The organism is Pseudomonas pseudonitroreducens (assembly GCF_021603645.1).
GTDB lineage: Bacteria > Pseudomonadota > Gammaproteobacteria > Pseudomonadales > Pseudomonadaceae > Pseudomonas > Pseudomonas pseudonitroreducens.
This window is the reverse complement of sequence record NZ_BQHJ01000002.1, coordinates 432247-444782: the sequence shown is the minus strand read 5'-3', so window position 1 is coordinate 444782 and position 12536 is coordinate 432247. Positions and strand designations below refer to the sequence as shown.

The following is a 12536-nucleotide window of genomic DNA, read 5'->3' as shown; positions in this document are numbered from 1 at the left end:
TCGCTCCCCATGTCGCCGCTTCGCTATCTCCAGGCCTATCCGCCGCAACTCCAGGACCAGGTGCGCCAGCTCATCGAGCAGGATCGTCTCGGCGAGTACCTGGAGCGCCGCTACCCCGGTCGCCACGACGTGCAGAGCGACAAGGCGCTGTACAGCTACGCCATGGACCTCAAGCAGCAGTACATGCGCACCGCGCCGGCAGTGGACAAGGTGCTCTACGACAACAAACTGGACGTGGTGCAGCGTGCCCTGGGGCTGAACACGGCGATCTCGCGGGTGCAGGGCGGCAAGCTCAAGGCGAAGAAGGAAATCCGCGTTGCCTCGCTGTTCAAGGAGGCGGCCCCCGAGTTCCTGCAGATGATCGTCGTCCATGAGCTGGCGCACCTGAAGGAGCGCGACCACAGCAAATCCTTCTACCAGCTTTGCGAGCATATGCTGCCCGGCTACCACCAGTTGGAGTTCGACTTGCGCGTCTACCTGACCTGGCGCGACCTGCCTCAGTAATAGAGGCGCCCCAGGTAGAACAGCCCCAGGCACCAGGGCAGCAGCAAGGCGAGGCCGAGGTAGCGTAGCGCTTTGCGCGGACCGCCCTCGCCCTGGTTCAGCCAGTGGATACCCGCCAGCGCCACGGCGTAGACCGCCAGGCCCGCCAGCAGCAGCTCGTATTGTTCTGTCGTCGGTGATACCGGGCCGAGGTGGGTATGGGTCAGGTGCCATGCGCAAAGGATGATGGCCGGTACCAGGAGCAGCAATGCCACCAGGATTCGCCCTGCGAGCCGCAGCAGGAAAGCGATGAACAGCCCGGCCAGGCCGGCGCTGGCAATCAGCACGGCAAACAGTTGGTCCAGATAGACGAGATCAGGGGCGGGTTCGAGCGAACGGGGCTGCGCGAGCAGGCGTAGCAGAGGTGCGCCAAGCATGAGGGCGATCAGGCAGAACAACCAGCCAAGCAGGGGGCGCGGCATTCGAAGCTCCTGATGAAGTTGCTGCGGGAAGCCCCTGACGCGCCGGATGGGGTCGGTCGTCTGGGGTTGTTCGCCGCCGCAAAGCCCAGATTAATCAATGATTTGGCTAAATGCCATGATTTTATCGGGAATGATTCCCGAAAATGAGAAGGCCCCTCCTGGGAGGGGCCTTTGCGTCAGAACAGATCGATCGGCGCTTCTTCGTCGGCTGGCATGCCGCTGCCGGGAGCGCTGCCGGGCGCGAGTTCGTTCATCGAGGGTGGCGTGTCTTCGTTCTTGAACAGTTCGAAGTACGCTCCCGGCGTGCCCGGAGGCGCTGCGCGGCCGGTGACCGGATCGATCCGCAGGCTGACCAGGCCAGGTGGCTCGGGCAGCAGGTGCGACGGCTTGTCTTTCAATGCCGCGCCCATGTAGCGCATCCAGATCGGCAGGGCGACGTTGCCACCGTACTCGGCGCGGCCGAGGCTTTCCGGCTGGTCGAAGCCGACCCACACGGTGGTCATGAAGTCGGCATTGAAGCCGGAGAACCAGGCATCCTTCGACTCGTTGGTGGTGCCAGTCTTGCCCGCCAGGTCATCGCGCTTGAGTGCCAGGGCGCGACGGCCGGTGCCGCGCTTGATCACGTCCTGCAGCATGCTGGTCATGATGTACGCGGTGCGGGCATCGATGACGCGCTCGGCGGCTGCCGGCTCGATGGTGGTCTTGGCCTGGCTCGGGTCATCGTTGCCGAAGGCGTCGGTGGCGGCCGGTTGCGGCGGGGTTTGCACCTGTTCCTCGTTCTGCGGAATGCTCGGCGGGTTGGCCTGGTACAGCACCTGCCCATCGCGGCTCTCGATGCGCTGCACGACGTGAGGTGAAACCTTGAAGCCGCCGTTGGCGAAGACGGTCCAGGCGCTGGCGATTTCCATCGGGGTCAGGGTGGCGGTGCCCAGGGCCATGGAGAGGTTCGGCGGCAGGTCATCCTTGTTCAGGCCGAACTTGCTGATGCAGTCGCGTGCGCGATTGACGCCCAGGGCCTGGAGGATGCGGATCGAAACCATGTTGCGCGACTTGTACAGTGCCTCACGCATGGGGATCGGGCCGAGGAAGGTATTGGTGTCGTTCTTCGGGCGCCAGACCTTGTCCAGGTACTCGTCGTAGAACACCACTGGCGCATCGTTGATCAGCGAAGCGGCGGTGAAGCCGTTGTCCAGCGCGCAGCTGTAGATGAACGGTTTGAAGCTCGAGCCGGGCTGGCGACGCGCCTGGGTGGCGCGGTTGTAGTTGCTCTGCTCGAAGGAGAAACCGCCCACCAGCGCCATGATCGCGCCGTCCTGCGGGTTGAGCGACACCAGCGCGCTCTGCGCGGCCGGTACCTGGGACAGGCGCAGCGAGCCATCGTCCTTGCGCTGCACGCGGATCACGTCACCGGCCTGTACTACATCGCTGGGCTGGCTGGGCATGCGGCCCATGCTGTTGTTGCTCAGATAGGGACGGGCCCACTTCATGCCGTCCCAGCTCAGGGCTTCTTCCTTGCCGTCGCGGGTCATGACCATGGCGCCGCTCTTCTCGACCTGGGTAACGATGGCCGGCTCCAGGCCGCCCAGCGGGCGCTGCTGTGCGATGGCCTGGCGCCAGGCGTCACGAGTCTTGCCGGGGAGGCGGGTTTCCGGGCCGCGGTAGCCGTGGCGCTGGTCGTAATCCTGAAGGCCTTCGCGCAGGGCGGTGTTGGCGTCTTCCTGAAGATTGCTGCGCACTGTGGTGTAGACGCGATAGCCCTCGGTGTAAGCATCGCCACCGAAACGACCGACCAGCTCGGCGCGGGCCATCTCGGCGATGTAGGGGGCTGTCAGCTCTGGCGTCTGGACGTGATAAGAAGCGCCGACCGGCTCCTGAATCGCGGCCTGGTAGCGCTGCTGGTCGATGAAGCCGAGCTTGAGCATGCGCTCGAGAATCCAGTTGCGCCGTTCCAGGCTTCGCGCGGCGTTGGCCAGCGGGTTGTAGCGCGAGGGTGCCTTGGGCAGGCCGGCGATCATCGCCATCTGCGCCAGGCTCAAGTCTTTGATGGATTTGCCGTAATAGACCTGAGCGGCGGCTTCCACGCCGTAGGCGCGGTTGCCCAGGTAGATCTTGTTGACGTAGAGCTCGAGGATTTCGTCCTTGGTGAGCGAGCGCTCGATCTGCAGGGCGAGCAGTATCTCGTTGATTTTGCGGGAGAAGCTTCGCTCGTTGGTGAGGAAGTAGTTCTTTGCCACCTGCATGGTGATGGTGCTGCCGCCGGTCTGTATGTGACCGGTTTTCAATAATTGCGCGGCAGCACGCATCAGGCTTTTGACGTCCACGCCATAATGGTTGGCGAAATTGTCATCTTCAGCCGATAACAGTGCGTGGGTGAAATCCGGGGGGATTTCAGCAAATCGAATCGGCGTTCGGCGCATCTCGCCAAACTCTGCTATCAATTTGTTATCAGCACTGTACACGCGCAGCGGCATCTGCAACCGCACGTTGCGCAAGGCCTCCACGGACGGGAGGTTCGGGCTGAGGTACAGATAGGCGCCGCTGAAACTGAGCAGCACTCCACAAATAATGGTGACGCAAGTCCACCACAGAAACTTCAGCAGGCGCATCGGAAGGTCTTGGATTTCCAGAGAAAAGAAAGAGTTAAGCGGATGGCGCGGTAAAAAGGGAAAAGCTGATCACATTATAAGCAGTTTTTTTGCTGGCGAGCCATTTGCGAAGCTGTCAAGTCTGGTATCTAATGTGGAAAAACATAAATCGTCCGTAAGTCTCGGATGCTGATAGGAAATCAGTCGTGCTAGGGCTCTTCAATAAGAAAGCGAACACGCTGCTGGGGATAGACATCAGTTCGACTTCGGTCAAACTTCTCGAATTGAGCCGCTCTGGAGGCCGCTACAAGGTAGAGGCCTACGCTGTCGAGCCGCTCCCGCCCAATGCAGTGGTAGAAAAGAACATCGCTGAGCTGGAGGGTGTCGGCCAGGCGTTGTCACGCGTGGTCGCCAAGGCGCGCACCGCCGTGAAAACGTCTGCGGTCGCGGTTGCCGGCTCGGCGGTTATCACTAAAACCATCGAGATGGACGGTGGGCTCTCTGATGATGAGCTGGAAAACCAGCTCACGATCGAGGCCGACCAGTACATCCCCTATCCCCTCGAAGAGGTCGCGATCGACTTCGAGGTGCAGGGCACGTCCGCGCGCAATGCGGATCGCGTCGATGTTCTTCTCGCCGCTTGTCGGAAGGAGAACGTCGAAGTGCGCGAGGCTGCGCTGGCGCTCGCAGGTCTGACGGCCAAGGTCGTCGACGTCGAGGCCTACGCGCTGGAGCGAGCGTTCAGTCTGCTGGGAGACCAGTTGGGCGGCAATGCCGACGAGCTCACAGTTGCGGTGGTCGACATCGGCGCCACCATGACCACGCTGAGCGTCCTGCACCACGGTCGCACCATCTATACGCGCGAGCAGCTTTTCGGCGGGCGCCAGCTTACCGAGGAAATCCAGCGTCGTTATGGACTGTCGGTCGAGGAAGCCGGTCTTGCCAAGAAGCAGGGCGGTCTTCCGGATGACTACGACAGCGAGGTGCTGCAGCCGTTCAAGGATGCCGTGGTTCAGCAGGTATCCCGTTCGCTGCAGTTCTTCTTCGCCGCCGGCCAGTTCAACGATGTGGACTACATCCTGCTGGCGGGAGGCACTGCGTCCATCCCTGACCTGGATCGCCTGATCCAGCAGAAGATCGGTACTCCGACCCTGGTGGCCAACCCGTTCGCCGACATGGTGCTGAGCGGCAAGGTCAACGCCGGTGCGCTGGCCAGTGATGCGCCCGCGCTGATGATTGCCTGCGGTCTGGCGATGAGGAGTTTCGACTGATGGCACGCATCAACCTATTGCCGTGGCGGGAGCAGCTGCGTGAGGAGCGCAAGCAGCGCTTCCTGGTGATCCTGGGCGCTGTGTTGCTGGCTTCCGGAGCCGTGATCTTCCTGGGCGACCAGTACTTCAATTCGGCCATCGAGAACCAGAATGCGCGCAACGATTTCCTGCGCAAGGAAATCGCCGTGCTGGATGCGCGGATCAAGGAGATCAGCGAGCTGAAGACTCGCCGCCAGCAACTGCTGGAGCGGATGAAGATCATTCAGGACCTGCAAGGCAACCGTCCGATCATTGGCCGGGTGTTCGATCAGTTGGTTCGCACTTTGCCGGACGGCGTGTACTACACCGGCCTGAAGATGAACGGGAAGTCCATCGCCATTGCCGGCGCGGCCGAGTCCAACAATCGCGTGTCCAATCTCATGCGTAATCTGGACTCCTCGGAGTGGCTGACATCGCCGAACCTGACCGAGGTGAAAGCAGTTACCCAGGGTGCCCTGGATCAGGCGAACGTGTTCCAGCTGACGGTGCAGCAGACCCAGCCCGGCAGCGAGGATCAGGATAAGAAGAGCGCTGCGCAAGGAGCCAAGAAATGAGTCTGGCCAGTTCTCTGGAGAGCTTGCGCAAGATCGATATCAACGATCTTGACTTCAACAACGTCGGCTCCTGGCCAGCGGCGGTCAAGTTCATCGCCTGCGTACTGGTGGTGGCCGTGGTGCTGGCGCTTGGGTACAACTTCCATCTCAAGGAGCTGCAGGAGCAACTCGACCAAAATCGCGAGGAAGAGCAGACGCTCAAGCAGCAGTTCTCGGCCAAGGCATTCCAGGCTGCGAACCTGGATGCCTACAAGGTGCAGATGAAGGAGATGGAAGAGTCCTTCGGTGCCCTGCTGCGGCAGCTGCCGAGCGATACCGAGGTGCCAGGGCTGCTGGAGGACATCACGCGTACAGGCCTGGGCAGTGGTCTGGAGTTCGAAGAGATCAAGCTGCTGCCGGAAGTCGCGCAGCAGTTCTATATCGAGCTGCCGATCCAGATCAGCGTCGTGGGCGGGTACCACGACCTGGCAACCTTCGTCAGCGGTGTGGCCAGCCTGCCGCGGATCGTCACGCTGCATGATTTCGAGATCAAGCCGGAAAGCCCGGATAGCACCTCGAAGCTGCGCATGAGCATCCTGGCAAAAACCTATCGGTACAACGACAAGGGCGTGAAAGTAGCTGCCCCGACTGCAGGAGCCAATAAATGAGGGGGCGCCTGATTATCTGCAGTTTCCTGCTCCTGACTTTGAACGGTTGTGGCTCGGGAGGCGATTTCGCCGACTTGCAAGCCTACCTGGATGAAGTCCGGGCGCGTCCCAAGGGCGCTATCGAACCATTGCCGAAGTTCCAGGCCTACGAGGCGTTCACCTACAGCGCCTCGTCCCTGCGTAGCCCGTTCCAGCCGCCGGTGAAGATCGACCTGGCGGTGAAGCAAAAGGGCAACAAGGTCGTCAAGCCTGACGAAACCCGGGTCAAGCAGTTCCTCGAGGGGTTCAACATCGAAACCTTCGAAATGGTCGGTACCCTGGCCAAGGACAGTCAGGTATTTGCCCTCGTCAAAGGTGCAGGAGGGGTGCACCGAGTGCGAGTGGGTGACTACCTTGGGCGCAACGACGGCAAGATCGTTGCGATCAGCGAAGCCAAGATCGACGTGATTGAAATCGTTCCTGATGGTGAGGGCGGCTGGCTGGAGCGTCCGCGCAGCCTGACTCTCAAGGAACGCTCCTAAGGGCGGGGATGAACATGGATAACAAACAGCAGTCTGCACGACGGATTCAGACGATGAATAGAAAGCTTTCCCGCCTGGGCATTTCCGTGCTCGCGGCCGTATTTGCGCCGGCCCTGCTGGCCGCGAACCTGCAGAGCGTCGATGTCGCAGCCCTGCCGGGCGACCGCGTGGAGCTGAAACTCGGCTTCGACGAGCCGGTGGCTGCGCCGCGTGGTTACACCATTGAGCAGCCGGCGCGCATCGCGCTGGACCTGCCAGGCGTGCAGAACAAACTGGGCAGCAAGAACCGCGAGCTGGGAGTGGGCAATGCCCGCAGCCTGACCGTGGTCGAGGCCAAGGACCGTACCCGCCTGATCGTCAATCTGAGCACCCTGGTGCCATACACCACGCGTGCCGAAGGTTCGAACCTGTACGTCGTGGTCGGCGGGGCCGGCGCAACTTCCAGCTCCTACGCTTCTGCTGCACCGTCTTCCGCGCCGGTTGCCAAACCGGCCCAGCCCAAGCCTTACATTCCGGCCGGCAAGGCGATCCGCAATATCGACTTCCAGCGCGGTGAGCAGGGCGAAGGCAACGTCGTGATCGATCTGTCCGATCCGACTGTCAGCCCCGACATTCAGGAACAGGGCGGCAAGATTCGCCTGGACTTCCCGCGTACCCAACTGCCCGACAACCTGCGTGTTCGTCTGGACGTGAAGGACTTCGCCACGCCGGTGCAGTTCGTCAACGCCTCCGCTGCCGGTGACAAGGCGAGCATCTCTATCGAACCCACCGGCCTGTACGATTATCTCGTTTACCAGACCGACAACCGCATGACCGTCAGCATCAAGCCGCTGACCCAGGATGATGCGGAGAAGCGCAAGAAGGACACCTTCGCCTACACCGGCGAGAAGCTGTCGCTGAACTTCCAGGACATCGATGTCCGTTCGGTCCTCCAGCTGATCGCTGACTTCACCGACCTTAACCTGGTCGCTTCCGACACTGTTCAGGGCAGCATCACCCTGCGCCTGCAGAACGTGCCGTGGGACCAGGCGCTGGACCTGGTGCTGAAGACCAAGGGGCTGGACAAGCGCAAGGTCGGTAACGTCCTGCTGGTCGCTCCGGCGGACGAAATTGCCGCTCGCGAACGCCAGGAGCTCGAAGCGCAGAAGCAGATTTCCGAACTGGCCCCGCTGCGCCGTGAGCTGATCCAGGTGAACTACGCCAAGGCGTCGGACATCGCCAAGCTGTTCCAGTCGGTGACTGGTGCCGGTGGAGCGCCGGGTGCTGGTGGCGCGGATAATCGTGGTTCGATTACTGTCGACGATCGCACCAACGCCATCATCGCCTACCAGACCCAGGATCGACTGGACGAGCTGCGTCGTATCGTGGCCCAGCTGGACATTCCGGTTCGCCAGGTGATGATCGAAGCTCGTATCGTCGAAGCATCGGTCGACTACAGCAAGAGCCTCGGGGTTCGCTGGGGTGGCGCCTTCACCTTCGGCAACTGGGCCAGCTGGGGCAAGGACGGCAACATTGGTGTAGGTGGTAGCAACGGTACCAGCTGTGGTCCGTTCACCGGTGGGTGTACGCTGCCGACCACCAACAACTCGCCGACTCCCTCTGTCGACCTGGGCGCGACCAACGCCACCTCCGGCATTGGCATCGGCTTCGTGTCCAACAACGCGATTCTCGACCTGCAGCTGTCCGCCATGGAGAAAGGCGGCAACGGCGAGGTGGTTTCCCAGCCGAAGGTCGTCACTTCCGACAAGGAAACCGCGAAGATCCTCAAGGGCTCGGAGATTCCGTATCAGGAAGCCAGCTCGAGTGGTGCGACTTCGGTGTCCTTCAAGGAGGCGGCGCTGTCCCTGGAAGTGACTCCGCAGATCACTCCGGACAACCGCATCATCATGGAAGTGAAGGTCAACAAGGACGAACCGGACTACGCCAACGCGCTGAACGGCGTGCCGCCGATCAAGAAGAACGAAGTCAACGCCAAGGTACTGGTCAACGATGGCGAAACCATCGTGATCGGTGGTGTGTTCTCCAACACCCAGACCAAGGCAACCGACAAGGTTCCGTTCCTGGGCGACGTTCCGTTCCTGGGCCGACTGTTCCGTCGCGACTCGGTAACCGACAGCAAGAACGAGCTGCTGGTTTTCCTTACTCCGCGGATCATGAATAATCAGGCCATTGCAGTCGGCCGTTGATCAATGTCGTGTCCAATTTGATTCTGGTAGGCCCGATGGGTGCTGGTAAAAGCACCATCGGGCGTCTTCTCGCCAAAGAGCTTCACCTCGTCTTCAAAGATTCGGATAAAGAGATCGAGCAGCGCTGCGGAGCCAACATCCCCTGGATATTCGATGTCGAGGGCGAGGCTGGTTTCCGCGAGCGTGAGCAAGCGATGCTGGCCGAGCTGTGCGATGAAGGGGGCATGGTAATCGCCACGGGCGGCGGCGCGGTCATGCGCGACGCCAATCGCCTGATCCTCAAGAATGGCGGCAAGGTGATCTACCTGCATGCCTCGGTCGAGCAGCAGATCTCGCGCACGGCGCGCGACAAGAATCGCCCATTGCTGCAGAAGCCCAATCCGGAACAGATCCTTCGTGACCTCATGCAGATGCGCGATCCGCTTTATCGCGAAATTGCCGACGTGATCATCGAAACCGACGAGCGGCCTCCGCGTCATGTCGTTCTGGAGATCATGGAGCGTCTGCGTGAGCTGGAGCGCCATTAACGGCGCTGCAATCTGCGGTATCCTAGTCCCCTTTCTTGCCTGGGGGTTTCATGCGCACACTCAATGTCGATCTGGCCGATCGCAGCTACCCGATCTATATCGGTGAGGGGCTGCTGGATGATCTGCGCTACTTCGAGCCGCACATCCGCGGCCGCCAGGTAGCCATCGTCACCAATGAAACCATCGCGCCGCTGTACCTGGATCGACTGCAGAAGACCCTGGCCGGCTACAAGGTCACCACGGTCGTGCTGCCTGATGGCGAGGCCTACAAGCAGTGGGAAACCCTGCAACTGATTTTCGATGGCCTGCTGACGGCGCGCCATGACCGCAAGACCACGCTGATTGCCCTCGGCGGTGGCGTGATTGGCGATATGACCGGCTTTGCGGCGGCCTGCTACCAGCGCGGAGTCGATTTCATCCAGGTGCCGACCACGCTGTTGTCCCAGGTGGATTCTTCCGTCGGTGGCAAGACCGGCATCAACCACCCGCTGGGCAAGAACATGGTCGGGGCCTTCTACCAGCCCCAGGCCGTGGTCATCGATACCGCGACCCTGAAGACCTTGCCGCCCCGCGAGCTGTCGGCGGGCCTGGCGGAAGTGATCAAGTACGGTTTCATCTGCGACGAGCCCTTCCTCACCTGGCTGGAAGCGCATATGGACGATCTGCTGGCGCTGGAGACGGGCGCGCTGACCGAAGCCATCGAGCGCTCCTGTGCGGCCAAGGCGCGGGTGGTCGGTGCCGACGAGAAAGAAACCGGGGTCCGCGCCACGCTCAACCTGGGCCACACCTTCGGTCACGCCATCGAGACCCACATGGGCTATGGCGTCTGGCTGCACGGCGAAGCGGTGGGAGCGGGAACCGTGATGGCACTTGAGATGTCGCATCGGCTGGGATGGCTGACAAAGGCCGAACTCGATCGCGGTATCCGTCTGCTGGCCGCGGCGAAGCTGCCGGTGATCCCGCCGCAGGAAATGAATGCCGAGCATTTTCTCGAGCACATGGCTGTCGACAAGAAAGTGCTCGATGGCCGTCTGCGTCTGGTATTGCTCCAAGGGCTGGGGGGCGCGGTCGTAACCGCCGAATTCCCCCGTGAGATTCTGGAAGAAACACTGCGCGCTGACTACCAGGCACTGGTCGGTCAGGCAGGAGAACACTGAGGTCCCATGTCCAGCTTGCATGCCGATGAGGCCTTCCTGGCCCACTACCAGTTCAGCCACGACCCGTTCGCACCGCGGGTTCCGGGCTTCAAGTTCTTCCCGGCGCAGCGCAAGCCCGTACTGGGCCAGCTGCACCATCTGGCGCGCTACAGCCACCTGCTGCTGGCCGTCACCGGTCCACTGGGTAGCGGCAAGACCCTGCTGCGCCAGGCCCTGGTCGCCAGCACCAACAAGGACGCGGTTTCCAGCGTGGTGATTTCCGGCCGTTCGGTGACCGACGAGGCCACCTTGCTGCGCCAACTGGCGCAGGGCCTGGGCATCACCCAGACGAGCATCGAAGCGATCCTTGCCAAGGTTGCCCAGTTGGCGATCACTGGCCAGGACGTCTACCTGCTGGTGGACGACGCTGAACAACTGCGCGATGACGCCCTCGAAGTCCTGCTGTTGCTGGCTGCCGGCAATTCCGAGGCGCGCCTGCACGTCTTCCTGTTCGGCGAGCCCGAGCTGTTGTCGCGCCTTGAGGTGCTGTCCGAAGGCGAGGAACGCTTCCACGCCATAGAGCTGCAACCGTACAGCGAGGACGAAACCCGCGAGTACCTGGCGCAGCGCCTGGAAGGCGCGGGGCAGGGTATCGAACTGATTTCTGCTGACTTGCTTGGGGATATCCACGAGCAATCCGGCGGCTGGCCGGGCACCATCAACCAGACCGCCCGCGACGCCATGATCGAAGCGATGCTGGCGGACCGCAGCGGCGAGCGCAAGGCAGTCGGTGCCGGCTTCAAGCTGCCGAAGAAGCACCTGGCCATCCTCGGCGTGGTTGCCATCGGCGTCATCGCTGCCTGGTTCATGCAAGGCAAGACCACCAAGCCGGAGACAGCCAGCAACAGTGCTGCGCAGACTTCCTCGCAGTTGCCGCTGGGCAATGGCACCGCACCGCAACCGGATACCCAGGGCGGTAGCCCGTCCGTCGAGTTCGCCGGTTCCAATCAACCCGTGCCGCTGCCCCTGGTGGGCGACAGCCAGCCGGTGATTCGCGAGCCGATGGCCCAGGCCGGCGGCCAGGAAGATGCCGATGAAGGCGGCATGCCGTCCGCAGCCATTCCGCCGACCGTGACCACCAGCGCGCCACCGGTGACGCCGCTGGCGAACAACGGCCCGAAACCGCTGAACCCGGTACCGCCGGCTCCGGCCCAACAGCAGGCGGCCATTCAACCGGCTCCGACCCCCGCGCCCACGCCGCGCCCAGAGCCGGTCAAGCCTGCCGCCACTGCACCGGCCAAACCGGTCCAGGCTGCCAAGCCGGCGGCGAGCAAACCCGCCACTACGGTTGCCAGCGCCAAGCCGGCGACCGCCGCCAGCAAGCCCGGCGCTGCCACTGGCAGCGCCGGCGGCAGCAGTTGGTACCAGTCCCAGGCCGGGTCGCGCTACTCCGTTCAGGTGCTGGGCACCGGCTCCGAAGCCAGCGCCAAGGCCTTCATCAGCCAGCAGGGTGGTGGTGACTACCGCTACTTCCGCAAGAACCTGCAGGGCAAGCCGTTCTACGTGGTGACCTACGGCAATTTCGCTGACCGCAATGCCGCCCAGGCCGCGATCAAGAAGCTGCCGGCGAAGATCCAGGCCTCCAAGCCCTGGGCCAGGCCGTTCTCCAGCATCCAGCAGGACATTGCCGGCGCGCGCTGAAAGGTTGCACTGTCGCAATACTGAAAAAGCCGAGCCCCGTATCCTGGGGCTCGGCTTTTTTATTGGCTTGTTTCTTTTGCTGCATTCTTATAAAAATGCGACATCGGGTGTCAGCAGTGCGTCAAAAAAATTCAGTGACGTCGCTTTCCCCGTGTGTACAATGACCTCCCTTTGCCTATCGGAAACTCGCCGCTTGAGCGAGTAGACAGGCGAAGTGCTTGAAGAGGGTCTGCTGACGTTTCGTCATGGCCAGGGCCGGAACCGCCGCTACGTTGGGTAAGACGTGGCACCTCGCGCGGAACGGTCATTCCAGGTGAACCAGGGGCATAAGCGGCGCTGCACGATAGATGCGGCCCGAGCCTTTAGGGTGCGCGGGAAACGAGCCTGCACGGCGAAACAGGGCG

11 protein-coding genes are annotated in these 12536 nt (G+C 62.1%); 9 read left to right on the top strand and 2 right to left on the bottom strand.

Features of this window, described 5'->3' with window-relative positions:
* Window positions 1-9 precede the first annotated feature (9 nt).
* The gene (locus L6D89_RS06125; protein ID WP_236199096.1) at window positions 10-504 is read left to right on the top strand and encodes a YgjP-like metallopeptidase domain-containing protein; all 495 of its coding nucleotides are present in this window, start codon (window positions 10-12) and stop codon (window positions 502-504) included.
* Here the strand turns inward: L6D89_RS06125 and L6D89_RS06120 are convergent.
* Window positions 498-965 (bottom strand): hypothetical protein, encoded by a 468-nt coding sequence (locus tag L6D89_RS06120; RefSeq protein WP_236199095.1) that lies wholly within the window; start codon window positions 963-965, stop codon window positions 498-500. The two genes, L6D89_RS06125 and L6D89_RS06120, sit on opposite strands and share 7 nt — an antisense overlap.
* Window positions 966-1141: 176 nt before the next feature.
* Window positions 1142-3571, bottom strand: coding sequence for a penicillin-binding protein 1A (locus L6D89_RS06115; protein ID WP_236199094.1), 2430 nt, complete (start codon window positions 3569-3571; stop codon window positions 1142-1144).
* Between the two features lie 185 nt (window positions 3572-3756).
* On the opposite strand from L6D89_RS06115, the gene L6D89_RS06110 reads away from it, so the two are divergent.
* Genes L6D89_RS06110 through L6D89_RS06075 form a run of 8 tightly spaced genes read left to right on the top strand, consistent with a single transcriptional unit; the run spans window position 3757 to window position 12132 of the window.
* On the top strand, window positions 3757-4821 hold the full coding sequence (locus L6D89_RS06110; RefSeq protein ID WP_236171208.1) for a pilus assembly protein PilM: 1065 nt from the start codon (window positions 3757-3759) through the stop codon (window positions 4819-4821).
* A complete protein-coding gene (gene pilN, locus L6D89_RS06105) occupies window positions 4821-5414 on the top strand; it encodes a type 4a pilus biogenesis protein PilN (RefSeq protein ID WP_236171209.1) in 594 nt (197 codons plus the stop codon). Before L6D89_RS06110 ends, pilN begins: the two co-directional genes overlap by 1 nt.
* Complete coding sequence (gene pilO / locus L6D89_RS06100) at window positions 5411-6061, top strand: type 4a pilus biogenesis protein PilO (protein ID WP_236199093.1); 651 nt, start codon at window positions 5411-5413, stop codon at window positions 6059-6061. The genes pilN and pilO overlap by 4 nt, the downstream gene beginning before the upstream one ends.
* A complete protein-coding gene (gene pilP / locus L6D89_RS06095) occupies window positions 6058-6582 on the top strand; it encodes a type 4a pilus biogenesis lipoprotein PilP (protein WP_236171211.1) in 525 nt (174 codons plus the stop codon). The genes pilO and pilP overlap by 4 nt, the downstream gene beginning before the upstream one ends.
* 53 nt (window positions 6583-6635) lie before the next feature.
* A complete protein-coding gene (locus L6D89_RS06090; RefSeq protein WP_236199092.1) occupies window positions 6636-8768 on the top strand; it encodes a type IV pilus secretin PilQ in 2133 nt (710 codons plus the stop codon).
* Between the two features lie 8 nt (window positions 8769-8776).
* Window positions 8777-9295: a shikimate kinase AroK gene (gene aroK, locus L6D89_RS06085; RefSeq protein WP_236171213.1), complete on the top strand. Its 519-nt coding sequence runs from the start codon at window positions 8777-8779 to the stop codon at window positions 9293-9295.
* Window positions 9296-9345: 50 nt separating this feature from the next.
* The gene (gene aroB / locus L6D89_RS06080) at window positions 9346-10452 is read left to right on the top strand and encodes a 3-dehydroquinate synthase (protein WP_236199091.1); all 1107 of its coding nucleotides are present in this window, start codon (window positions 9346-9348) and stop codon (window positions 10450-10452) included.
* Between the two features lie 6 nt (window positions 10453-10458).
* Window positions 10459-12132 carry an AAA family ATPase gene (locus tag L6D89_RS06075; protein ID WP_236199090.1) on the top strand — a complete coding sequence of 558 codons (1674 nt, stop codon included), beginning with the start codon at window positions 10459-10461 and terminating at the stop codon, window positions 12130-12132.
* The last annotated feature ends 404 nt before the right edge of the window (window positions 12133-12536 follow it).